We start from the raw sequence: 24,809 nt of genomic DNA, 5'->3' as shown, positions 1-24,809 counted from the left end.
GGCGCTCCACCGATCCTCTCCCGCCGTTCCGTAAGGATCACCCTGACGGGTCTGTACGAGGTGGCCAACCGCGGGCGGTCGGCCCCGCACGGGCGGCAGCCGCGGGGGCCGGGCCCGGCGACCCCGAATCGGATTCCGGCACCGCGGCCGCGATGCGACCGCCGGGTGGTGCCAGCGCGGTTACTCGCCGTCGCGGCGGACATTTCCTACCGGGGTACGGGACGGAGCAGTGGTGGTCCGGGGGCGGAGCCCCCGGACCTCGGTCACCGCGCCGGAGGCGGTCAGTCCTCCTCGTTGACCCAGCTCATCAGCTTGCGCAGCTTGCGGCCCGTGGCCTCCAGGAGGTGGTCACTGTCGGCCTTCTTGTACTCGTTGTACTTGGGCAGGCCCGCGTTGTACTCGTTGATCCAGTTCCTGGCGAACGTGCCGTCCTGGATCTCCCCGAGGACCTTCTTCATCTCCGCCTTGGTGGCGTCGGTGATGATCCGCAGACCGGTGACGTAGTCACCCCACTCGGCGGTCTCGGAGACCGACCAGCGCATCTTCTCCAGGCCGCCCTCGTACATCAGGTCGACGATGAGCTTCAGCTCGTGCAGGCACTCGAAGTACGCGATCTCCGGCTGGTAGCCCGCCTCGACCAGGGTCTCGAAGCCCGCCTTGACCAGTGCGGAGGCGCCACCGCACAGCACCGCCTGCTCACCGAACAGGTCGGTCTCGGTCTCCTCGGTGAACGTGGTCTTGATGACGCCCGCCCGGGTGCCGCCGATGCCCTTGGCGTACGACAGCGCCAGCGCGAACGCGTTGCCGCTCGCGTCCTGCTCGACCGCGACGATGCACGGCACGCCGCGCCCCTCCTCGTACTGGCGGCGCACCAGGTGGCCCGGGCCCTTGGGGGCGACCATGCACACGTCGACGTTGGCCGGGGGCTTGATCAGGTCGAAGCGGATGTTGAACCCGTGCCCGAAGAACAGCGCGTCGCCGTCCTTGAGGTTGTCCTTGATGGACTCCTCGTAGACCTTGGCCTGGATCGGGTCCGGCACCAGGACCATGATCACGTCAGCCTCTTCGGCCGCCTGGGCCGGGGTGACCACCCGCAGGCCCTGCTCCTCGGCCTTCACCCGCGACTTGGAGCCCTCGGGCAGGCCGACCCGCACGTCCACTCCCGAGTCGCGCAGCGACAGCGCGTGGGCGTGGCCCTGGCTTCCGTAGCCGAGAACCGCGACCTTGCGGCCCTGGATGATGGACAGGTCGGCGTCTTCGTCGTAGAACAGCTCGGCCACTTTGGGCTTCTCCTTGGCTGATGTGAAGGTTGTGCTTCCCACCGTATGCCGGTGGGCGGAAACGGGTCGTGAGGTCTCGCCATGCGGTCGGCGGACCGGTCAGGCGCTGCGGTCCAGGGCGCGCAGCGAGCGGTCGGTGATGGAGCGGGCGCCGCGGCCGATGGCGATGGTGCCGGACTGGACCAGTTCCTTGATCCCGAACGGTTCCAGCATCCGCAGCAGCGCCTCCAGCTTCTCGGCGCCGCCGGTGGCCTCGATGGTGACCGCCTCGGGTGAGACGTCCACGGTCTTGGCGCGGAACAGCGAGACGATCTCGGTGATCTGCGAGCGGGTCTCGTTGTCGGCGCGGACCTTCACCAGGACGAGTTCCCGCTGCACCGCCGCCGACGGCTCCAGCTCGACGATCTTGAGCACGTTGATCAACTTGTTGAGCTGCTTGGTCACTTGCTCCAGCGGCAGCTCCTCCAGCACGTTGACCACGATGGTGATGCGGGAGATCTCGGGGTGCTCGGTGGTGCCGACGGCGAGCGAGTCGATGTTGAAGCCGCGGCGCGAGAACAGCGCGGTGATCCGGGCGAGCACGCCCGGCTTGTTCTCGACCAGGACGGAGAGCGTGTGCTTGGACATGACGGCGGTTCTTCCTTCGCTTCCTGACTCGGTCCTGGTCTCAGTCATCCATGTCGCCGAAGTCCGGGCGGACCCCGCGCGCGGCCATCACCTCGTCGTTGGAGGTGCCCGCCGCGACCATCGGCCAGACCATCGCGTCCTCGTGGCAGATGAAGTCCACCACCACCGTGCGGTCGTTGATGGAGTTGGCCTTCTCGATCACCGAGTCCAGGTCGGCCGGGTCCTCACAGCGGATGCCCACGCAGCCCATCGCCTCGGCGAGCTTGACGAAGTCAGGGGTACGGGTGCCCAGGTTCGGCTGCTTGCCCTCGGCCGTGGGGCCGGAGTGCAGCACGGTGTTGGAGTACCGCTCGTTGTAGAACAGGGTCTGCCACTGCCGGACCATGCCCAGCGCACCGTTGTTGATGATGGCGACCTTGATCGGGATGTTGTTCAGCGCGCAGGTGACCAGTTCCTGATTGGTCATCTGGAAGCAGCCGTCACCGTCGATCGCCCACACCGTGGTGTCCGGCATGCCCGCCTTGGCGCCCATCGCGGCCGGGACCGCGTAGCCCATCGTTCCGGCGCCGCCGGAGTTCAACCAGGTGTACGGCTTCTCGTAGTTGATGTACTGCGAGGCCCACATCTGGTGCTGGCCGACGCCTGCCGCGTAGATGGTGTTGGGCGGCGCGAGTTGGCCAATGCGCTCGATGACCTGCTGCGGGGACAGGCTGCCGTCGTCGGGCAGGTCGTAGCCGAGCGGATAGGTCTTGCGCCAGGAGTCGATCTGCGCCCACCAGTCGGCGTAGTCGCCGCGCTGGCCCGCCTCGTGCTCGGCCTGGACGGCGACGATCAGATCGGCGATGACCTCGCGGGCGTCACCGACGATCGGCACGTCGGCGGCCCGGATCTTGCCGATCTCGGCCGGGTCGACATCGGCGTGCACGATCTTGGCGTACGGCGCGAAGGTGTCGACCTTGCCGGTCACCCGGTCGTCGAACCGGGCGCCGAGGGCGATCAGCAGGTCGGCCTTCTGCAGTGCGGTGACCGCGGAGACCGAGCCGTGCATCCCCGGCATGCCGACGTGCTGCGGGTGGCTGTCCGGGAAGGCGCCCAGCGCCATCAGCGTGGTGGTGACCGGTGCCCCGGTCAGCTCGGCCAGGATCCGCAACTCCTCGGTGGCCCGGGCCTTGAGCACTCCGCCACCGACGTACAGCACCGGGCGCTTGGCCTGGACGATCAGCTTGGCGGCCTCGCGGATCTGCTTGGCGTGCGGCTTGGTGACCGGGCGGTAGCCGGGCAGGTCGGTCTGCGGCGGCCAGCTGAAGACGGTCTGTGCCTGCAGCGCGTCCTTGGCGATGTCGACCAGCACCGGCCCCGGACGTCCGGTGGAGGCGATGTGGAAGGCCTCGGCGATGGTGTGCGGGATGTCCTCGGCCCTGGTCACCAGGAAGTTGTGCTTGGTGATCGGCATGGTGATGCCGCAGATGTCCGCCTCCTGGAAGGCGTCCGTGCCGATCGACTTGGAGCTGACCTGGCCGGTGATCGCCACCAGCGGCACCGAGTCCATGTGCGCGTCGGCGATCGGCGTCACCAGGTTGGTCGCACCGGGCCCCGAGGTGGCCATGCACACGCCGACCTTGCCGGTGGCCTGGGCGTAGCCGGTGGCGGCATGACCGGCACCCTGCTCGTGGCGGACGAGGATGTGGCGCACGCGCTTCGAGTCGAACATCGGGTCGTAGGCGGGAAGGATGGCCCCGCCGGGAATGCCGAATACGGTGTCGGCGCCGACTTCCTCCAGAGAGCGGATGAGGGACTGGGCACCCGTCACGTGCTCGGTGACGGGCTGTGCTGCCTGTGCCGCGCTGCGGGCCCGCGGCTGCGGATGGTGGGCCCCAGTGGCCTGCTCGGTCATCTGCGTTTCTCTTCTCGAAGAGGCCGCCCCGGCTCAATGGTATGGGGGGCGGTGGGTGCCAGTGCAACAAAAAACCCCTCGTGCCGTTAGGCAAGCGAGGGGAGCGCGCCGGTGCTGTCAGCGGGGCGGACAGGGGCCCCGGGATCAGCCGACGCGCTTTCCAAGTACGAGAATTCGGGTGCGCATGGCTCCGACCCTCCTCCCCCTTGGATATCAGTGTCAAGTGGGTGGGACGGACATCTCATTATGTGAGCGCGATGTGTTTATGTGAACGCGGTGTTCTGCTGGTCAGAGGCCACCCCCCGAAGCCCTGCCCCGCTACCGGCCGGTACGACGTCCCGTTCCGCGCACAAGGGCACCGGATAGCCGCCGCGGGCCAGCGAACCGCGCAGCCGGGGCTCGTCCAGCGGCCCGGCGAACGCCATGCCCTGCCCGTGTGTGCACCCCATCTCGCGCAGCGCCACGACCTGTTCCGGCCGGTCCACCCCGTCGGCCACCGAGCGCAGGCCGAGGTCGCGGGCGATCCTCAGCAGCCCGGCGGTGATCTTGTGCACCCGGGCCGACTCCACCAGGTCCGCGGTCAGCGCCCGGTCCAGCCGCACCACGTCGACCGGCAGCCTGCGCAGCGCCAGCATCCCCGCGTAACCGGTGCCGAAGCCCTCCAGCGCGATGGTCACCCCGGCGCGGCGCAGCGCGAGCAGCCGCCGCTCCAACTCATCCAGGCAGATCCCCGGATCATGGCCGGTGAGCGCCAGCATCAGCGCACCGGCGGGCAGCTCATGGCGGGCCAGCAGCGACTCGACGGTCCTGGGCGGCAGGTCGCGGCCCATCAGCCGACGCGCCGACATCCGTACCGACACCGGTACCCGGTGGCCCATGCGGTGCCGGTGCGCCGCCTGTTCGACGGCCTGCTCCAGCATCCAGCGGCTGACCTCGGCGCGGTCCTCGTCCACCTCCCGGCGGTTGTCGGCGAGCCGCAGGAACTCGGCCGGGGTGAACAGGATGCCCTGCGCCGAGCGCCAGCGGGCCTGCGCCTCGACCGCGTCCACCACGCCACTCTCCAGGTCCACCACGGGCTGGTGCAGCAGGGTGAACTCGCCCCTGTCCAGGGCGGTTCGCAGCCGTTCGGCGAGTTCGGCGCGGTGCGCCACCTCGGCCTGCATCTGCGGGGCGTACAGCTCGACGCGGTTCTTGCCCGCGGACTTCGCCCGGTACATCGCCAGGTCCGCGTTGCGCATCAGCTCGGCCGGGCCGATGCCCGGGCCGGCGAAGGCCACGCCGATGCTGGCGGCCACCCGTACCGTGGTCTCCCCGACCCGCGGCCCGGTGTGCTCGGCCGCGGTGCCGCGTCCGCCGTCGGACGGGCCGCGCGCGGCGGTGCCCGCCAGGACCGCGTAGGGCTCGGACAGGGTCATCCGCAGCCGTTCGGCGATCTCCACTATCTGCTGCTCGCGCACGTGCCGGTCGCCTGTGCCGCCACAGATGAGGGCGGCGAATTCATCGCCGCCCAGCCGTGCCGCCGTGTCCCCCGCTCGTACCGACTCCTGGAGCCTTCGGGCGGCCTGGATGAGGAGTTCGTCCCCGGCCTGGTGGCCGACGGTGTCGTTGACCGCCTTGAAGCCGTCGAGGTCGATGTAGAGCACGGCGGCCTCGCCGTCGTCGGCCCGGCGGCCGCCGAGCGCCTGCCGTACCCGTTCGGCGAACAGGGCGCGGTTGGGCAGGTCGGTGAGCGGGTCGTGGGAGGCGTTGTGCTGCAACTGGGCCTGCAGCCGCACCCGTTCGGTGACATCGCGGCTGTTGAAGATCAGGCCGCCCTGGTAGCGGTTGACGGACGACTCCACGTTGAGCCAGCCGCCGTCGCCGGAGCGGATGCGGCACTCGATACGGGTGGCGGGCTCCTCGGCGGGCGACGCGGCGAGGAACCTCCGCACCTCGTGCAGCACTCTGCCGAGGTCCTCCGGGTGGATGTGAGAGGCGAGTTCGGTGCCGACCATCTGCTCGGCGTCCCGCCCGTAGACGCCTTTGGCGGCGGGGCTGACGTAGCGCAGCACGCCGGTGTGCGCGGCGATCATGATGACATCGCTCGACCCCTGGACCAGGGAGCGGAAGTGGTTCTCCTTCTGGGCCAGTTCCTGGGTGAGCGCGATGTTGTCGAGCAGCATGATGCCCTGCCGCGCCACCAGTACCAGGGCGACCGTGCAGCCGGTGAACAGCACCACCCGGTCGATCTTCTGGTCGTCGAGCACGTTGTACAAGATCCCCAACGTGCAGACGGCGGCGGCCAGATACGGGGTGAGCGCGCCCAGCGAACCGGCGCCCCTGGGCTCCGGTGAACCGCGCGGCGGCACCGTACGGCGGCTGGTCTCCCGCTTGCCCACCCACGGCGCGTACGCCAGCAGTATGCTCCCGGCGAACCAGCCCGCGTCGAGGATCTGCCCGGAGCGGTAGTGCTCACGCAGCAGTGGCGAGGTGAACAACGCGTCGCACAGCACGGTCAGGGCGAGCGCGGCGATCGCGGTGTTCACGGCCGAGCGGTTGGCCGAGGAGCGCCTGAAGTGCAACACCAGCACCATGGACACCAGCATGATGTCCAGTACCGGATAGGCCAACGACAGCGCGATCCTGGCCGTGCTGCGGCCGTCCCACTGCGCGGTACGGGCCAGTGCCAGGCTCCAGGTCAAGGTCAGCAGCGAGCCGCCGATCAGCCAGGCGTCCAGGCCGAGGCAGATCCAACCGGCCCGGTTCACCGGGCGTTTGGCGAGCACCAGCAGTCCGACGATGGCCGGTGGGGCGAACAGCAGGAAGCAGAAGTCGGCGGCGGAGGCCCGCGGTACGGGCTGCCGCAGCACCACCTCGTACCAGCCCCAGACGCCGTTGCCCGCCGCGACCATCGCGGAGGAGACGGCGAACAGCACCCAGGCGGGCCGGTTCCGGCCGGGTACGGCACGCGCGTACCACAGACAGGACCCACAGGCGGTCAACGCGGCGGCGGAGAGCCCGAAATCGCCCATGAACTGTGCGAGCGCGGGCGATCCCCAGCCCAGGGCGGCGCCGACCGCGTAACCGCCGCAGAGCACGGCGACGAGGAGTTGGGGCACGAGTGCCGTCCGGCCGCCCGCGGCGGCGGGACCGGTCAGCACCGCCCCGGACGCGCTCACCCGCCCGCCCGGCGCCGCACCCGGCGGTGTGTCCGTACCGGTGAGAATCTCCATTGGCCGCACATCGCCCGTCATCCCCCTCGCGTCCTGAAGTGTCCGGTCCGGCGGTTGTCCGCAACCAACCGGACAGCCTCGTTCCGGTGCGCGTCGTTCGTCTCCGGTGCGCGCCAGGGCCAAGCGTGGCCGGTTCGGCGCACCCCCGATCGGGACGATACACCAGAATCGTCACTCAGGGACATAGCTCCTCTACACAGCGTAACCGGGCGGATGATGGCGGTTTCAGAGCGTGTTCATCCGGTGCCTTTCGGTCAGATCTTCGGGGGCTCAGGGGCGCTGACGATGTTGCGCAGCGGCTCCCCGGTGAGGTAACGGCGCAGTTGCTCGCGCAGGAGGCGCTGGGCGCGCGGGGGGAACGCGGAGGAACTACCGCCGACGTGTGGGGAGATGAGTACCCCCGGCGCATGCCACAGCGGGTGCCCCGCGGGCAACGGTTCCGGGTCGGTCACGTCAAGGGCGGCGGTCAGCCGTCCGGACTCCAATTCGGCCAGCAGCGCCTTGGTGTCCACCACGGCACCGCGCCCCACGTTCACCAGCAGGGCACCGTCCGGCATCCGGGCCAGGAACTCGGCGTCCACCAGGTAGCGGGTCTCCTCGGTGAGCGGGGTCACCAGGATCACCACGTCGGCGCGGGGCAGCAGTTCCGGCAGGTCGCTCATGGCGCGCACCGGGCCGCGTGCCTCCTGCCGGGCCGAGCGGGCCACCCGCACCACCTCGCACTCGAACGGGGTGAGTCGGTCCTCGATGGCGGCGCCGATCGCGCCGTAGCCGACGATGACCACCCTGCGGTCGGCGAGCGCCGGATACATCCCGGCGTACCACTTCTCGCTGTCCTGGCCGCGTACGAAGCGCGGGATGCCGCGCAGCGAGGCGAGGGTGAGGGTGACCGCCAACTCGGCGGTACTGGCATCGTGCACCCCGCGGGCGTTGCACAGCACCGTGCCCCGCGGCACCTCGTCCTGTACGTGGTCGATCCCGGCGGTGAGCGTCTGCACCACGCTCGGCCGGGCGCCGTGCCGCAGCGGGCGGGTGGCGACCTCGGCGCCGCGCATGTACGGCGGTACGTAGAAGTCGATGTCACGGGGGTCGGCGGGGTACTCGTCCTCGCCATCCCACCACAGGTATCGCGGCCCTTCGGGGAGACCGTCGATGGTGGCCGGGTCGATCGGCAGCCAGACCGTCACGGGAGTGTTCGCGCTTCGCTCCATGTTCAGGAGGCTATGCGACAGCCCGTACGACCGCGTCCGCTACCAGCGCGTTACCTTGGGGGGCGCCTCGCGGGGCGCTAGCTGGGAGGACGGGGACAGGTGGAGCGCAGGACGATCGGTGCGGCGACCCTCGAAGTGGGCGCGGTGGGGCTGGGTTGCATGCCGATGAGTTGGGCGTACACCACTTCGCAGCGGGACGGCGAGGGCTCGTTGCGGGCCGTGCACACGGCGCTCGACGCGGGCGTCTCGCTGATCGACACCGCCGACATGTACGGGCCGTTCACCAATGAGCTCCTGGTGGGGCGGGTGCTCAGGGAGCGGCGGCGGGACGCCTTCGTCTCCACCAAGTGCGGGCTGCTCGTCGGCGACCAGCACATCGTGGCCAACGGGCGCCCCGGCTACGTCAAAAGGGCCTGCGACGCCTCACTGCGACGGCTGCAGACCGATGTGATCGACCTGTACCAGCTGCACCGGGTGGACCCGGAGGTGCCGATCGAGGAGACCTGGGGCGCGATGGCGGAACTGGTCGCCGCGGGCAAGGTGCGCTCGCTGGGATTGTGCGCGGTGGGCGCGCGCGGCAACCGGCGCAACGGTGCCGGACTGCACACGGAGACGGTGCGCCAACTGGAGCGGGCGCAGCAGGTGTTCCCGGTGAGCTGTGTGCAGGCCGAGCTGTCGGTGTGGGCCAGGGAGGCACTGGACGAGCTGCTGCCGTGGTGCGCGGCGCGCGGCGTCGGCCTGCTGGCCGCGATGCCGCTGGGCAACGGCTTTCTGACCGGCACGCTCACGCCGGGCCAGGGGTTCGAACCGGATGACGTACGGGCTCGGCATCCGCGGTTCACGGCCGAGATGATGGCCGCCAACCAGCCCATCGTCGCTGGTTTGCGGAGGGTCGCGGTACGGCACGGGGCGACGGTCGCGCAGGTCGCGTTGGCGTGGGTGCTGGCCCAGTACCGGCATGTGGTGCCGGTACCGGGTACGAAGCGGGCGCAGTGGGCCCGGGAGAACGCGGGGGCGGCGCAAATCCGGCTTTCCACCGCCGATTTGGGGGAGATCGGCGGGTTGCCGCCCGCCCGGGGGTCGTGGGACTGACGGTGCGTTGCGGCTGGTTCTGGACCGCCGGGCTCCGCCGTGGAGGTTGCTCGCCGTTGTGGCGGATTTGTTTTCGGGGGCGAGCCCGGCGAACCCCCGGCAGTTCTGGAGCTTCATGGCAAGCACTGGGTGGCTCTGGGTTTTCGGGGCAAGCCCGAACCCCCGGCTCCGCGGGTGACCTGTCGCGGCGGGAGTCCGTGCCCTACCCCCGTGGGCACGGACTCCGCCGCCGTCAGTGGGGAGCCGGGGCGGGCTCCGGGGTGAACAGCCTCAGCCGGTGCGCCAGCGCCGCGGCTTCGCCGCGGTTGGAGACGCCCAACTTGGCCAGGATGTTGGAGACATGGACGCTCGCCGTCTTCGGCGAGATGAACAGCTCCTCGGCGATCCGCCGGTTGCTCTGCCCCGCCGCGACCAGCCGCAGCACATCGCGCTCGCGCGGCGTCAGCCCCAACTCCTCGGCCGGGTCCGGCTCGTCGCCGTCAGCCGTCTCGTCCAACGGCAGCCGGGCCCGCCGGGCCAGCAGCTCTATCCGCTCGCGCAGCGGACCGGCGCCCATCCGCTCGGCGGCCGAGTGCGCCAGGGCGAGCGGGCGCACCGCGCACCGCCGAGCCGCGCCGTCCGCACCGGAGCCGAGCAGTGCCCGCGCCCAGTGGTACCTGGCGGTCGCCAACTGGTGTGGCCGGTCAAGCGGTTCGAAGGCGGCGACCACCTCGACCCACACCTCGGGCGTGTCCTGGCCCTCGGCGCGCAGCAGTTCGGCGTCCACCAGCCGCGCGTACGCCTGCCACACCGGCAGGGTGCCGGGCAGCCGACGCGCCGCGTGCCGTATGCGGTCCAGGACCTCGGCCCGGCCGGGTGCGGCGGCGGGCAGCCCGACGGCGTCCGCCTCGGCGCTGGCCGCCGAGAGCAGCAGCGGCCAGGCGTACCGCTGGGTACCGGGCGGGAAGCCCACCGCGAGCGCCTCGTCCAGTGCGGCGCGGGCGTCTTGGATGCGGCCTCGGGCCGCCGCGAGGTCGAGGGCGTTGCGCAGCACCGGCAGGGTGTACTGCGGCTGCTGGTCGTGGATGCCGTAGTGCTCGCGGACCACGGCCAGTTCCTGCTCGGCGGCGTCCAGATCGCCGCGGCCGAGGGCGAGTTGGGCGAGCCTGATGACCGCACTGGCGCGGGGCTTGGCCCCGGCGGCCAGCCGCCGGGCGGAACTTGCCGCCTCCTCCGCCTCGGTCCAGCACCCGAGCGAGAACAGTGACTCGGACAGATTGCCGTACAGCCAGGCCCCGGCGTCGGACAGTCCGAACCGCCGCACCACCTCGATGCCGCCGCGCGCCGCCGCCACCGCGTCGGCGGAGCGGCCGACACCTTCCAGCGCGTGCGCGTGGTTGACGTAGCAGCGGCCCAGCACACTGACGTTGCCGATCTCGGTGACCCGCTCGCACAGCTCGGCCATCTCCGCCAAGCCGCCCGCCACGTCTCCGGAGTCCACCTTGAGCCAGCCCAGGGTGAGCCTGGCGTGCAGTTCGGTGCCCTCGGCGCCGACCAGCCGGGCCAGCTCCACCGCCCGTTCCGCCGTGCTGAACGCCTCCGGTCCCGGCTCGTGCAGCGCGCACCAGCCCGCGACCTGGGCCAGCACCTCGGCGTGCACGGCGGACGGCGGCAGACCGCGTACCAGCTCCTGGGCGCGGCTGAGTTCCGCCCAGCCGTCACCGCGGCCCAGGCCCTCCACCAGCTTGCCGCGCTGGGTCCAGAACCAGGCGGCGCGCAGCGGGTCGTGCCCGTCGTCCAGCGCCCGCAGCGCGCGCTTGATGATGGCCAGCGCCCGCTCGCGCTCCCCGGACAGATGGGCGGCGACCACCGTCTCGGCGAGCAGGTCGAGGTGGCTGAGCGCCTCGTCGTCGCAGCCGCAGGCCGGGTACACGTCCGCGTAGTCGAAGGGCCGCTGGGCCTGGCGTATGTGCGGCGGGGTCTCCTCCCACAGCTCCAACGCCCGGTCCAGCAGCCGCATCTGCTCCGCGTAGGCGTACCGCCGACGGGCGTCCACGGAGGCGGCGAGCACGGCGGGCAGCGCCTTGGCCGGATCGTGCGCGTGGTACCAGTAGCTGGCCAGCCGGGCCGCCCGCTGGTCGGCCCGGACCAGTGCGGGGTCGGCCTCCAGGGCTTCGGCGTAACGGCGGTTGAGCCGGGAGCGCTCACCGGGCAGCAGGTCGTCCACCACCGCCTCGCGGACCAGCGCGTGCCGGAACCGGTAGCCGTCGCCGTCGGCGGTGGGCAGCAGGATGTTGGCGCCGACGGCGGCCCGCAGCGCCTCGATCAACTGCTCCTCGCCCAACCCGGCGACCGCGGCGAGCAGCGGATACTCCACCTCGGAGCCGCCCTCGGCGATGATCCGCACCACCCGCTGGGCGTCCTCCGGCAGCGCCTCCACCCGTACCAGCAGCAGGTCGCGCAGCGACTCGCTGAGCCCGCTCTCGCAGCCCTTGGCGATGCTGCACGCCAACTCCTCGACGAAGAAGGCGTTTCCCTCGGAGCGCTGGAAGACCCGGTCGACCAGCGCGGGGCCGGGCTCGGCGCCGTTGATCCCGGCCAACTGCGCCTGCACCTCGGCCCGGTTGAAGCGGCGCAGCTCGATGCGGCGCACCACCCGCATGCGGTCGATCTCGGCGAGGAACGGACGCAGCGGATGGCGGCGGTGGATGTCGTCGGAGCGGTAGGTGGCGACCACGACCAGCCGGGCGCGGTGCGGCGAGCGGAACAGGTAGCCGAGCAGTTCGCGGGTGGAGCTGTCCGCCCAGTGCAGGTCCTCGACGGCGACGACCAGCGTACGGCTCGCGGCGAGCCGCTCCAGCAGCCGGGCGGTCAGCTCGAACAGCCGGGCCCGACCGGTCTCGTTGTGCGCCTCACGGGTGGCCTCGCCCAACTCCGGCAGCAGCCGGGCCAGTTCGCCCTCCAGTCCGGCGGCGGCGGTGGCCAGCTCGTCCCCCAACTGCCGGTGCAGCACCCGCAGTACGGTGGCCACCGGGGCGAACGGCAGCCCGTCGCAGCCGGTTTCGACGCAGCCGCCGGTGGCGGTGACCGCGCCCGCGGCGCGGCAGCGGGCCAGGAACTCCTCAAGCAGCCGGGTTTTGCCGACCCCCGCCTCACCGCCGACCAGCAGCGCCTGCGGCTCGCCCGCGGTGGCGCGGGCGAGCGCGGCGTCGAGGTCGGTCAGCTCGCGGATGCGGCCGACGAACACCGGGGACACGGACTGGGTCTGCACGATGCCGAGCATCGCACAGGGGTCTGACAATCCGGCGCGCAGTGTACTGCCCACCGGCACGGTGACGGTCATACCGGCTGGTCAGGCGGCCAGTCGCGGGTGGATGAGGGACCGCAGCCGGGCCATCGTGCGGCCGCTCGCCGCCGGTGCGGCGGCGGCTCCGCCGCGGCGCGCCTCCTGGGCCTGCCGCCACTGGTAGGCGGCCTGCCGCAGTTCGGCGGCGCGGGACCGGATCTCGGACTCGTAGTAGTACATGACGCCCCCTGTGACTGGTGACTCGGGCTTTCTCGATCTGCCCCAAGCCTCGTCTCCCAGGGGGGTGCGCCACATCGGGCGACTTCCCGATCTATGCGCTGCCCGGTGCCTTAGGCCGCAGCGCCTGCGGCGGTGGGAGGGCCTTAGGCGGTCGCGGTACCGCCTCAGTCTCGGGCGGCTCGATGCTCAGCCGGGGCAGTACGCGCTCCAGCCAGTCGGGCAGCCACCAGTTGGCCCGGCCGAGCAGGTGCATCAGCGCCGGTACCAGCAGGGTGCGCAGCACGAAAGCGTCCAGCGCCACGGCGGCGGCCAGTCCGACGCCGAACATCGCGATCACCCGGTCGCCGCTGAGCACGAACGCCAGGAACACCGAAATCATGATCACCGCGGCCGAGTTGATCACCCGGCTGGTCTCGGCCAGCCCGACCCGTACCGCCCGCCGGTTGTCGCGGGTCTCCTGCCACTCCTCGTACATCCGGCTCACCAGGAACACCTGGTAGTCCATGGAGAGCCCGAACAGCACCGAGACCATGATCACCGGCAGGAAGGGTTCGATGGGACCGGCCCGTCCCAGGCCCAACAGCTCGCTGCCCCAGCCCCATTGGAAGATCACCGCCACGACGCCGAACGAGGAGGCGACGGCGGCGAGGTTCATCAGCCCCGCCTTGACCGGGATGCCCAGGCTACGGAAGGCGAGCAACAGCAGTACGCCGCCGAGTGCGATCACCACGCCGACGAAGACCGGCAGCTTGCCGACGATGACGGAGGCGAAGTCGTCGTATCCCGCGGTGACGCCGCCCACCTCGACCCGCAGGTCCGTTCCCTTCTCGGCGGCCGGGATCACCTCGTGCCGCAGCCGGTTGATCAGGTCGGTGGTGGCCTGGGACTGCGGTTCGGTGGTGGGGACGACGGTCAACACCTCGACGTCACCGGCGCGCTGGGCGCCTCCGGCGGCCACCGAGGCGACGCCGTGGGTGGCGCGCAGGGTGTCGGTGAGCTTGTCCAGGGCGACCTTGGCGGCCGCGTCGTCGGTCCGCGCGACCAACTGCAGCGGGCCGTTGACGCCTGGCCCGAAGCCCTCGGCGACCAGGTCGTACGCCTTGCGGGTGGTGGAGGTCGACGGATCGTTGCCCTGGTCCGAGGTGCCCAGCCGCATCGACACCGTGGGCACCGCGAGGACCAGCATCACCACGGCGGCCACCGCGGCCAGCAGCCGCGGATGGCGTTCCACGAAGCCCGACCAGCGAGCGGCCAGCCCGGTGGGCAGCTCCGGCTGCGGGCCGTGTTCCGCGAGCCGCCGCCGTTCCCGCTTGCTGAGCGCGAACCTGCCGATGACGCCCAACAGCGCGGGCAGCAGGGTGACCGAGGCGGCGACGGTCAGCAGTACGGTCACCGCGGCGGCGATCGCCACCCCGGTGAGGAAGCTCAGCCGCAGCACGAGCATGCCCAGCACCGCGGCGCACACCGTGCCGCCCGCGAACACCACCGCGCGTCCCGAGGTGGCGATGGCGCGCTCCGCCGCCCGCGGTACGGACAGGCCGCGCCGCAGTCCTCTGCGGTGCCTGGTGACGATGAACAGCGCGTAGTCGATGCCCACGCCGAGGCCGATCAACGTGCCGAGCATGGGTGCGAAGTCGGCGATGTTCATAATGTGGCTGAGCAGTTGGATGCCCATCGTCGCCGCGCCCACGCTGACCACGGCGGTCACGATCGGCAGGCACATCGCCGCCAGCGAGCCGAACGCCGCGAGGAGCACCACGGCGGCCACCGCCACCCCGACGACCTCGCTGAGCTGCCCGTGGCTCGGCTGGGTGAGCGCGATCGCGTCACCGCCTAGCTCCACCTGGAGGTCCTTGGCCGCGGCGGACTTCGCGGTGTGGACCACCCGCTTGACCTGGCTGGCGCTGAGGTGCTCGGCGTCGGCGTCGAAGGTGACGGTGGCGTACCCGGTGTGCCCGTCCCGGCTGATCTGCGCGCCACCGGCACCGGAGGCCGCGGCCTGCGGGCCGTACGGGGTGCTGACGGTGCGGACGCCGGGCAGCTTGGCGACCTCGTCCAGCGCGTGGCCGATCCGCTGCCGCACCGAGGCGGTGCGCACGGTGCCGTGCGCGGTGTGCCAGACGATGGTGTCGGCGGAGCCCGCCGCGCCGGCGAAGGCCTTGTTGAGCAGCGCCGCCGCCCGTCCGGCCTCGGTGCCGGGCACGTTGTAGACGCTGGAGTACGCGGATCCGGTGGCGAAGGCCGCCGTACTGAGTCCGACGAGCGCCGCCAGCCACAGCACGATGACGGCGAAGCGGCGATTCACACACCACCGGGCGAGTGCGGCCATTCCCCTGCTTCCTGGCGCTTGTTGGAACTTCCCCGATCAAAAGGATCTTTCATACCGAAGACCCTCAAAGAACACCGGGTACAGCCGTCCACTCTCGCAGCAGGAAGAGATCGTTTGCGGCTTTCGTGGTCTTCCTCACAGCCTTGGACGGGAATTTTCAGCGAGCGCTCATCAGGGGCTTATCCAGGCCTTATGCGGCGCGGGGCGGATGCGTGGCGGTATGTGGAAGGCGGCGACCCGGAGGAACCGGATCGCCGCCTTCCGTAACCTGTGGCGGGCCTCAGCCCTGGACGCCCAGGCGCTCCAGGATCAGCTCACGGGCCCGGGCGGCGTCGGCCTGGCCGCGCGTGGCCTTCATCACCGCGCCGACCAGCGCGCCAGCCGCCGCGACCTTGCCGTCCCTGACCTTGTCGGCCACCGCGGGGTTGGCCGCGATGGCATCGTCCACGGCCGCGCCCAGCGCGCTGTCGTCGGAGACGATGGCCAGTCCGCGCTGCTCCACCACCTGGTCCGGGTCGCCCTCGCCGAGCAGCACCGCCTCGATCACCTGGCGGGCCAACTTGTCGTTGAGGGTGCCCTCGGCGACCAGCGCGCAGACCCGGGCGACCTGCGCCGCGGAGATCGGCATCGCGGCCAGGTCGGTGCCGGACTCGTTGGCGCGGCGCGCCAGTTCGCCCATCCACCACTTGCGGGCCTGGTCGGCCGGGGCGCCCGCGTCGATCGTGGCGACGATCGAGTCGATCGCGCCCGCGTTGAGCACCGACTGCATCTCGTGGTCGGAGATGCCCCACTCCGCCTGCAGGCGCATGCGCCGCACCCGCGGCAACTCCGGCAGCCCGGCCCGCAGTTCCTCGACCCACTCGCGCGGCGGCGCGACCGGGACCAGGTCGGGCTCCGGGAAGTACCGGTAGTCCTCGGCCTCTTCCTTGATCCGGCCGGAGGTGGTGGAGCCGTGCTCCTCGTGGAAGTGCCGGGTCTCCTGCACGATCTTGCCACCGGCGCTCAGTACGGCGGCGTGCCGCTGGATCTCGAACCGGACGGCACGCTCCACGCTGCGCAGCGAGTTGACGTTCTTGGTCTCGGAGCGGGTGCCGAACTTCTCCTCGCCGATGGGCCGCAGCGACAGGTTGACGTCGCAGCGCATCTGGCCCATCTCCATGCGGGCCTCGGAGACGCCCAACGTCTTGATCAGCTCGCGGAGTTCGGCCACGTACGCCTTGGCCACCTCGGGAGCCTTGGCACCGGCGCCGACGATCGGCTTGGTGACGATCTCGATCAGCGGGATGCCGGCCCGGTTGTAGTCGAGCAGCGAGTGCTGGGCACCGTGGATACGGCCGGTCGCACCGCCGATGTGGGTGGACTTGCCGGTGTCCTCCTCCATGTGGGCGCGCTCGATCTCGACCCGGAAGGTCTCGCCGTCGACCTCGACGTCCAGATAGCCGTTGAAGGCGATCGGCTCGTCGTACTGCGAGGTCTGGAAGTTCTTCGGCATGTCCGGATAGAAGTAGTTCTTCCGGGCGAACCGGCACCATTCGGCGATCTCGCAGTTGAGCGCGAGCCCGATCTTCACCGCGGACTCCACGCCCACCGCGTTGACCACCGGCAGCGAGCCGGGCAGGCCGAGGCAGGTCGGGCAGGTCTGCGAGTTGGGCGGCGCGCCCAACTCGGTCGAACAGCCGCAGAACATCTTGGTCTTGGTGCCCAGCTCGACATGGACCTCAAGGCCCATGACGGGGTCGTACGCCGCCAGCGCGTCCTCGTACGACACCAGGTCTTCAGTGACAGTCACGGAAACTTTCCCTTTTCTGACCCGTCAGTCGGCGAGGACGTCGCCGCTGTCGAGGCGGCGCAGATCGCGTACGAGCAGGGCCACGCCGGTGACGATGGCCGTCGCACCCACCACCGCGTCGATGAGCTTGAGCTTGTCGCCCTCGCTCCGCGCGGTACGCAGCTGCTTGATCACGGAGACGGCACCGAACAGCGAGGTGCCGATCTGCAGGTAGGTGCCGGGCCTGGAGTTCTTGAAGCACTTGACCTTCTTCACGGTGCTCATAGAGTCGGTGCCTCCTCAAGCAGCGGGTGTCCCCAACGGGCGGTGAACGCGGCCTCGACCGCCGCGCCGACCCGGTAGAGCCGGTCGTCGGCCAGCGCGGGGGCGATGATCTGCAGGCCCACCGGCAGACCGTCCTCCGGCGCGAGCCCGCAGGGCAGCGACATGGCCGCGTTGCCCGCGAGGTTCGCCGGGATGGTGCACAGGTCGGCGAGGTACATCGCCATCGGGTCGTCCGCCCGCTCCCCGATCGGGAACGCGGTGGTCGGGGTGGTCGGCGAGACCAGGACGTCCACGTCCGTGAAGGCCCGCTCGAAGTCCCGGGTGATCAGCGTGCGCACCTTCTGCGCCGAGCCGTAGTACGCGTCGTAGTAGCCGGAGCTGAGCGCATAGGTGCCCAGCATGATGCGGCGCTTGACCTCGGGGCCGAACCCGGCCTCACGGGTGAGGGAGGTGACCTCCTCGGCGCTGCGGGTGCCGTCGTCGCCGGTGCGCAGCCCGTACCGCAGGCCGTCGAACCGGGCCAGGTTCGAGGAGCACTCGGACGGCGCGATCAGGTAGTACGCGGCCAGCGCGTAGCTGAACGACGGGCAGGACAGCTCGACGACCTCGGCGCCCAGTTCGCGCAGCAGCTCCACGGACTCGTTGAACCGCTGCATCACACCGGCCTGGTAGCCCTCACCGGCGAACTCCTTGACCACACCGACCCGCAGGCCCTTGACGTCGCCGTTGCGCGCCGCCTCGACCACCGGCGGAACCGGCGCGTCGATGGAGGTGGAGTCCAGCGGGTCGTGCCCGGCGATCGCCTCGTGCAGCAGCGCCGCGTCCAGCACGGTGCGGGCGCACGGGCCGCCCTGGTCGAGCGACGAGGAGAAGGCGACCATGCCGTAGCGGGACACCCCGCCGTAGGTCGGCTTGACGCCGACGGTGCCGGTGACGGCCGCGGGCTGGCGGATCGAGCCGCCGGTGTCGGTGCCGATGGCCAGCGGCGCCTGGAAGGAGGCGAGCGCGGCCGAGGAGCCGCCGCCGGAACCGCCCGGGATACGGGTGAGGTCCCAGGGGTTGGAGGTCGGGCCGTAGGCGCTGTTCTCGGTGGAGGACCCCATGGCGAACTCGTCCATGTTGGTCTTGCCGAGGATGACGATGCCCGCGGCCTTCAGACGCTTGGTGACGGTCGCGTCGTACGGCGGGATCCAGCCTTCGAGGATCTTGGAGCCGACCGTGGTCGGCACGCCCTCGGTGGTGAAGATGTCCTTGAGCGCCAGCGGGACACCGGCCAGCGGGCCGAGCTTCTCGCCCCTGGCGCGCTTGTCGTCCACCGCGCGGGCGGCGGCCAGCGCGCCGTCGGTGTCGACGTGCAGGAAGGCGTGCACCTTCTCGTCGATCGCGGCGATGCGGTCCAGGTGGGCCTGGGCGACCTCGACGGCAGAGGTCTCGCCGGAGGCGATCTTCGCGGCCGTCTCGGCCGCGGTGAGCCTGGTCAGGTCGGTCATGGTCAGTCCTCCCCCAGGATCTGCGGCACCTTGAAGCGCTGCTGTTCCTGTGCCGGGGCACCGGACAGGGCCTGCTCGGGGGTCAGCGACGGGCGGACGGTGTCCGGGCGCATGACGTTGGTGAGCGGCAGGGGGTGGGAGGTCGGCGGTACGTCCTCGCCGGCCACCTCGGAGACGCGGGCGACCGCGCCGATGATCTCGTCGAGCTGCTCGGCGAAGTGATCGAGCTCTTCGTCCTTCAGCTCAAGACGCGACAGCCGGCCGAGGTGGGCGACCTCCTCGCGCGTGATGCCAGGCATGTGGCGATCCTCAGGGAGTGAGTCTGTAGTTTCCGCGCCCAATCCTATGGCTCCGGGCCGCACGCCCGCGAAACGGTTAACCACCGGGGCTCCCCCGGTCACGGGCATGACGCGGCCCGGCGCGCCGCGCGCGAGGGCGGGGCGCGCCCCGGCGCGCGGTTGGGGCCGCGGCCCGCGGGTGGGGTGCCGGGGCGAGTGGGCGGGAGAACTACTTCACCGGCTGGCCGGAAGAGGACGCCTCCGCGACCGCGTCCGCGTCGCCCCGGTGCCAACCGCTCTTCGCCCGGATCCGCAGCCAAGCCGTCGTCTCCTCCGGCGGCATCGCCGCCGCCACCAGCCACCCCTGGATCGCGTCACACCCGAGGTCCCGCAGCCGCTCCCATGTCTCGTCGTCCTCGACACCCTCCGCGACCACCAGCAGCCCCAGGGAGTGCGCCAGGTCCACCGTGCAGCGGACGATCTCCGCGTCCTCGGTGTCGACCACCAGCCGGGCGACGAACGACCTGTCGATCTTCAACTCGCTCACCGGCAGCCGCCGCAGATGCACCAGCGACGAGTACCCGGTGCCGAAGTCGTCCAGCGACATCTTCACCCCGTGCCCGGTCAACCCGGCCAACGTGTCGGCGGCACGCTGCGGATCCTCCAGCAGAACGTGCTCGGTGATCTCCAACTGCAGCGCCCCCGGCGGCACTCCATGCCGCGCCAGCCGCGCGGCGACCGCCCCCGCGAACCCGGGACTGTGCACATCGCGCGGCGAGACGTTCACCGCGACCGGCACCTCTATCCCCATCTGCCGCCACCGCGCCACCTGCGCCAGCGCGGTCTCCAGCACGTACTCAGTCAACTGCGGCATCAGCCCGGAGCTCTCGGCGATCGCGATGAACTCCTCGGGGCTGACCCGGCCGCGCTCCGGATGCTCCCAGCGCAGCAGCGCCTCAAGCCCGGCGACCTGCCCGTCGAACCGGACCTTGGGCTGGTAGTGCAGCTTGACGTCGCCCACGTCAAGGGCGCGCCGCAGATCGCCCAACAGGCCGAGCCGGTCAGGGGTGTTGCCGTCCCGGGTGGCCTCGTACACCTCGACCCCGCTACGGTCCTGCTTGGCCTCGTACATCGCCACGTCCGCGCGCCGCAGCAGCCCTTCGGCGTCCACCGCGTGGTCCGGGAAGACCGCCACCCCGGCGCTGGCCTCCAGCACCAGCGTCAGCCCGTCGAGGTTGAGCGGTGAGCTGAGGGCCCCCACCAGCGTGCGGGCCACCCGCTGGGCGCGGGTCGGCGAGTCGCAGGCGGGAAGCAGCACCGCGAACTCGTCACCGCCGAGGCGGGCGGCCTCCGCACCGCGCGGCAGGGCGAGCCGCAGCCGGTCGGCTATCTGCAACAGCAGCCGATCACCGGCGAGATGACCGAGTGTGTCATTGACCGAGCGGAACCGGTCGAGATCGATCAGGACCAACGCCGCCCGTTCACCGTTGCGTTCGGCGTGGTCCAGTGCCGACCAAGTGCGCTCCAGCAGCCACTGACGGTTGGGCAGCCCGGTCAGCGGATCACGCAACTGCTCCTCCGCGCGGGCCCTGGCGATCCACAGCGTGGAGTCCAGCGCGATCAACGGCACCGCGAACAGCGGAAGCACCACCGGCATACGGTCGGCCACCACGACGATCAGCGGTGAGATGCCCAGCAGCGCCACCCCGACCAGGCCCTGCCGTATCAGCGCGGTACGGGCCACCGTGGGCAGCCCGCCGCCGCGCGGCGCCACCGCGTACCACAGCAGGGCGCGGGTGGCCGCGAGGTAGCACATCGAGGCCGCGATGACCACCGGCAGCGCGGACAGCTGCCAGGTTTCGGGCCGCCAGGGGCTCTCCACCGAGGGGTGGTTGCCGGAAACGGCCAGCGCCAGCGCCGCCGCACCGATGCCCAGGATGTCCACCGCACCGTGCAGCACCGCCTGCCGCCATCGGTGCCTGCGTGCCGTGCCGACCAGCACCACCACGGCCAGGCTCACCAGTACCGACGGCACCCAGCCGTACAGCATCAGCATCGCCAGGGTGAGCGCGGCGCCCGATCCGGTGCCGCCCCACCAGCGGTCGCGGCCGAGCGCCACCAGGTGGCCGACGATGATGCCGGTGAGGATGGCGAACGCCCAGCCCGGCGCGCCGCCGGGGAACAGCGCGTGACCGTCCGCCAGTATCCGTGCCACGCCCGCCGTGAGCGCCAGCGCGGCACCGGCCACCAGCCCTCCGCGCAGCACCGCCGGGGGTACCGGCGGCACGGCGGACCGCCGTCGGCGCGAAGCCGGTTCGGCGCTGTCCGTCGGTTTCATGCCCGTCCCTCTCACAGCCGGGGGTGCTGCGCCTGTTGGTTGCCACGCCCGGCTTTGGGACTGATGCCCGGCAGTAGCGCTCCTCAACAGTAGGCCGGATAAGCCCGCCGCGGGCAGCGATCCACCGTGGTTGCCCGAATGGAACACTGCTTCCCTCATCCTTCTGGTATGCGCCGAACGGGTGACGTATACCTGTTATTCGGTCGGGTTGACCGCCACCTCACGAGCCGCGTCCGCGCCCTGTTCGAGCAGCACGGCGAACCCCGCCTCGTCGAGGATCGGCACCTTCAGTTGGACCGCCTTGTCATACTTCGAACCGGGGTTGTCCCCCACCACAACGAATCCGGTCTTCTTCGAAACAGACCCTGTCACTTTGGCACCGCGGCTGGCGAGCGCTTCTTTCGCGCCATCTCGCGTGTACTCCTGGAGGGTTCCGGTAACCACCACGGTGAGCCCTTCGAGCGGCCGGGGGCCCTCGTGCGAGCCCTCCTCGGTGAAGCGGACTCCAGCCCTCCGCCACTTCTCGATGATCTCCCGGTGCCAGTCCTCGGCGAACCACTGCTTGAGCGAGGCGGCGATGGTGGGGCCGACGCCCTCCACGGCGGCCAGCTCCGCCTCGTCGGCCTCCGCGATGCGGTCCAGGTCACGGAACTCGCGGGCCAGCGCCTCCGCCGCGACCGGGCCGACATGACGGATGGACAGGCCGGTGATGATCCGGGCCAGCGGACGCTCCTTGGCCGCCGCGATGTTCTCCAGCATGGCGAGGGTGTTCTTCTTCGGCTCGCCCTTCTGGTTGGCGAAGAAGGTGACGACCTTGTCCTCACCGGTCTTCGGATCGCGCTTCGGCAGACCGGTGTCCGGATCCAGTACGTACGACCGGATGGGCAGCAGCTCCTCGAACGTCAGGTCGAACAGGTCGCCCTCGTCGCGCAGCGGCGGATCGGCGGGCTCCAGCGGCTGGGTGAGCGCGGCCGCCGCGACATAGCCGAAGTTCTCGATGTCCAGGCACTTGCGGCCCGCCAGGTAGTAGATGCGCTCCCGCAACTGGGCAGGGCAGTAACGCGAGTTGGGGCAGCGCAGGTCGACGTCGCCCTCCTTCATCGGCTGCAACGCCGTGCCGCAGTCCGGGCATTCGGCGGGCATCACGAACTCCCGCTCGGTGCCGTCGCGTAGGTCCACCACCGGCCCCAGGATCTCCGGGATCACATCACCGGCCTTGCGCAGCACCACCGTGTCACCGATCAGCACACCCTTGGCCTTGACCACGTCCTGGTTGTGCAGGGTGGCGAACTCCACCTCGGAGCCCGCCACCGTCACCGGCTCCACCACGGCGTACGGCGTGACCCGCCCGGTGCGGCCGACGCCGACCCGGATGTCGACCAGCTTGGTGTTGACCTCCTCCGGCGGGTACTTCCAGGCGATCGCCCAGCGCGGTGCGCGCGAGGTCGAGCCCAGGCGGCCCTGGAGCGCGATCTCGTCCAGCTTGACCACCACACCGTCGATCTCGTGCTCCACGGAGTGCCGGTTCTCGCCGTAGTACGCGATGTACTCGCGCACCTCGTCGATGGAGTCGACCACCTTGAAGTGCGCGGCCGTCGGCAGCCCCCATTCGTGCAGCAGCTCGTAGGCGTGCGACTGGCAGTCGATGTCGAAACCGGTGCGGGCGCCGACGCCGTGCACCACCATGTGCAGTGGGCGGCTGGCGGTGATGCGCGGGTCCTTCTGTCTGAGCGAACCGGCCGCCGCGTTGCGCGGGTTGGCGAACGGCTTCTCACCAGCCTCCACCAGCCGGGCGTTGAGCGCCTGGAACTCCTCCATCGGGAAGTAGACCTCGCCGCGCACCTCCACCAGTTCCGGGATGCGGTCGCCCTTGAGGCGGCCCGGGATCTCGCCGATGGTGCGGATGTTGGGCGTGATGTCCTCGCCCGTGCGGCCGTCGCCACGGGTGGCGGCACGGGTCAGCCTGCCTCGCTCGTAGGTGAGGTTGACGGCCAGGCCGTCCACCTTCAGCTCGCACAGGAAGTGGTACGGCACACCGTCCAGATCCTGCTGTACACGCTCCGCCCAGGCCGTCAACTCCGCCTCGTCGAACGCGTTGTCCAGCGAGAGCATCCGCTCGCGGTGCCGGACCTCGGTGAACTCGGTGGCGTACGTGCCCCCGACCTTCTGGGTCGGCGAGTCGGGAGTGCGCAGCTGCGGGTACTCCTCCTCCAGGGACTCCAACTCGCGCATCAGCCGGTCGAATTCGGCGTCGCTGACGACCGGCGCGTCCTTCACGTAGTACCGGAAGCGGTGCTCCTCGACCTGCTCGGCCAGCTTGGCGTGCCGCTCCCGTACCTCTGCCGGTGTCTCCATGCCGGTCCTCCGTTGTCCTCTTGCGCGCTGCGAGCGGCTACTCAGGGTCGTCAACGAGTGTCCTGGCCGCCTTCACGCAGTGCGCCAGCGCCGCGCGGGCGTACGCTGGCGAGGCGCCCGCGAGACCGCACGCGGGAGTCACCACCACGGACTCCGCGAGCGTCCCCGGTGCCAGCCCCAGCCTGCGCCACAACGACCGGACCCCACTGACGCTACCGGCAGGGTCTGACAATGCCCTCGAATCGGTGCCCGAATCCGCGTCGGCGCCGGGCACCACTCCGGCGAGCAGTTTGACGCCTCCCTCAACGGCTTCCCCGATGGCGTCCCACTCACGCTCCGTGAGCAGTGCGAAGTCGAACGAGACACCGGTGACACCGGAGCGCCGCAGCAGCGCGAAGGGCACGTCGGGGGCGCACGAATGCGCGATCACCGGCGTGCGCACCGCCGCCACGATCTCCCGCAACGCGCCCTCGACCAGCGCGCGGTCCACCGCGCGGTACGTCCGGTAGCCGCTGGCGGTGCGCACCTGTCCGCGCAGCACGGCGGTGAGCGACGGCTCGTCCAGTTGGAGCACCACCTCGGCGCCCGGCACCCGGCGCCGCACGTCGGCCACGTGCTGCCGGAGGCCCTCGGCGAGCGAGGCGGTCAGGTCGCGGCAGGCGCCGGGGTCCCCGAGCGCCGCCTCGCCGCCCTTCAGCTCGACGCAGGCGGCCAGCGTCCACGGCCCCACGGCCTGCACCTTAAGCGGGCCGGTGTAGCCCTGGGTGAACTCCTCCAGCGCGTCCAGGTCCTCCACCAGCCAGCCGCGGGCGCGCCGGGTGTCGCGGCCCGGCCGGTCGCCGAACCGCCAGCCGCTGGGCTCCACCCGGGCGTACAGCTCCACCAGCATGCCGAGGGAGCGGCCGATCATGTCGGCGCCGGGTCCCCGTGCGGGGAGCTCTGGGAGGAACGGCAGCGCCTCCACCGTGCCGACGGCGGTCCGCGCGGCCTCCCGCGCATCGCCACCGGGCATCGATCCCACACCGGTGGCCGCTCCGGCGGGTGGGGTGAACGGGCGGGGCTGGGTCTCGTTCTCGGTGCTCACGCCCCGAGCGTATGAGACGCCCGGGGCGGCCTGCGCCCCGGCCGCCTTCGGGAGCGTTTCC

General features: G+C 71.1%; 16 protein-coding genes. 1 reads left to right on the top strand and 15 read right to left on the bottom strand.

What is annotated here, in order from left to right; translation table 11 throughout:
• Positions 1–281: 281 nt before the first annotated feature.
• From ilvC to NON19_RS20960, 5 genes are all read right to left on the bottom strand, one after another.
• Complete coding sequence (ilvC, locus tag NON19_RS20980; RefSeq protein WP_255930258.1) at positions 282–1,280, bottom strand: ketol-acid reductoisomerase; 999 nt, start codon at positions 1,278–1,280, stop codon at positions 282–284.
• 99 nt (positions 1,281–1,379) lie between these two features.
• A complete protein-coding gene (gene ilvN / locus NON19_RS20975) occupies positions 1,380–1,907 on the bottom strand; it encodes an acetolactate synthase small subunit (RefSeq protein ID WP_255930257.1) in 528 nt (175 codons plus the stop codon).
• Between the two features lie 40 nt (positions 1,908–1,947).
• The gene (locus NON19_RS20970) at positions 1,948–3,801 is read right to left on the bottom strand and encodes an acetolactate synthase large subunit (protein ID WP_255930256.1); all 1,854 of its coding nucleotides are present in this window, start codon (positions 3,799–3,801) and stop codon (positions 1,948–1,950) included.
• Positions 3,802–4,064: 263 nt separating this feature from the next.
• Complete coding sequence (locus tag NON19_RS20965) at positions 4,065–6,959, bottom strand: putative bifunctional diguanylate cyclase/phosphodiesterase (RefSeq protein ID WP_255930341.1); 2,895 nt, start codon at positions 6,957–6,959, stop codon at positions 4,065–4,067.
• Between the two features lie 308 nt (positions 6,960–7,267).
• Positions 7,268–8,224, bottom strand: coding sequence for a 2-hydroxyacid dehydrogenase (locus NON19_RS20960; RefSeq protein ID WP_255930255.1), 957 nt, complete (start codon positions 8,222–8,224; stop codon positions 7,268–7,270).
• A 99-nt stretch (positions 8,225–8,323) separates the two neighbouring features.
• On the opposite strand from NON19_RS20960, the gene NON19_RS20955 reads away from it, so the two are divergent.
• Positions 8,324–9,316, top strand: coding sequence for an aldo/keto reductase (locus NON19_RS20955; protein WP_255930254.1), 993 nt, complete (start codon positions 8,324–8,326; stop codon positions 9,314–9,316).
• 232 nt (positions 9,317–9,548) lie between these two features.
• On the opposite strand, the gene NON19_RS20950 is transcribed toward NON19_RS20955, so the two are convergent.
• The 10 genes from NON19_RS20950 to NON19_RS20905 all read right to left on the bottom strand — a co-directional run bounded on the left by NON19_RS20950 (position 9,549) and on the right by NON19_RS20905 (position 24,748).
• Positions 9,549–12,578, bottom strand: a complete 3,030-nt coding sequence (locus tag NON19_RS20950; RefSeq protein ID WP_255930339.1) for a helix-turn-helix transcriptional regulator — start codon at positions 12,576–12,578, stop codon at positions 9,549–9,551.
• A 69-nt stretch (positions 12,579–12,647) separates the two neighbouring features.
• Entirely contained in the window at positions 12,648–12,821 is a 174-nt protein-coding gene (locus tag NON19_RS20945) for a hypothetical protein (protein ID WP_255930253.1), read from the bottom strand.
• A gap of 91 nt (positions 12,822–12,912) precedes the next feature.
• Positions 12,913–15,150 carry an MMPL family transporter gene (locus NON19_RS20940; RefSeq protein WP_255930252.1) on the bottom strand — a complete coding sequence of 746 codons (2,238 nt, stop codon included), beginning with the start codon at positions 15,148–15,150 and terminating at the stop codon, positions 12,913–12,915.
• A 280-nt stretch (positions 15,151–15,430) separates the two neighbouring features.
• Positions 15,431–16,939, bottom strand: a complete 1,509-nt coding sequence (gene gatB / locus NON19_RS20935; protein ID WP_255930251.1) for an Asp-tRNA(Asn)/Glu-tRNA(Gln) amidotransferase subunit GatB — start codon at positions 16,937–16,939, stop codon at positions 15,431–15,433.
• 24 nt (positions 16,940–16,963) lie between these two features.
• Complete coding sequence (locus NON19_RS20930; protein ID WP_255930250.1) at positions 16,964–17,203, bottom strand: PIN domain-containing protein; 240 nt, start codon at positions 17,201–17,203, stop codon at positions 16,964–16,966.
• A complete protein-coding gene (gatA, locus tag NON19_RS20925; RefSeq protein WP_255930249.1) occupies positions 17,200–18,693 on the bottom strand; it encodes an Asp-tRNA(Asn)/Glu-tRNA(Gln) amidotransferase subunit GatA in 1,494 nt (497 codons plus the stop codon). The genes NON19_RS20930 and gatA overlap by 4 nt, the downstream gene beginning before the upstream one ends.
• A gap of 2 nt (positions 18,694–18,695) precedes the next feature.
• Complete coding sequence (gatC, locus tag NON19_RS20920) at positions 18,696–18,992, bottom strand: Asp-tRNA(Asn)/Glu-tRNA(Gln) amidotransferase subunit GatC (protein WP_255930247.1); 297 nt, start codon at positions 18,990–18,992, stop codon at positions 18,696–18,698.
• Positions 18,993–19,200: 208 nt separating this feature from the next.
• Entirely contained in the window at positions 19,201–21,309 is a 2,109-nt protein-coding gene (locus tag NON19_RS20915; protein ID WP_255930245.1) for a putative bifunctional diguanylate cyclase/phosphodiesterase, read from the bottom strand.
• Between the two features lie 195 nt (positions 21,310–21,504).
• On the bottom strand, positions 21,505–23,664 hold the full coding sequence (ligA, locus tag NON19_RS20910) for an NAD-dependent DNA ligase LigA (protein WP_255930243.1): 2,160 nt from the start codon (positions 23,662–23,664) through the stop codon (positions 21,505–21,507).
• Between the two features lie 37 nt (positions 23,665–23,701).
• Positions 23,702–24,748: a methionine synthase gene (locus NON19_RS20905; RefSeq protein ID WP_308213711.1), complete on the bottom strand. Its 1,047-nt coding sequence runs from the start codon at positions 24,746–24,748 to the stop codon at positions 23,702–23,704.
• Between the last annotated feature and the right edge of the window lie 61 nt (positions 24,749–24,809).

The sequence above is a fragment of the Streptantibioticus rubrisoli genome (assembly GCF_024436055.1).
Lineage (GTDB): Bacteria > Actinomycetota > Actinomycetes > Streptomycetales > Streptomycetaceae > Streptantibioticus_A > Streptantibioticus_A rubrisoli.
The sequence above is the reverse complement of the archived record's forward strand: the minus strand, read 5'-3'. Positions and strand labels throughout refer to the sequence as shown.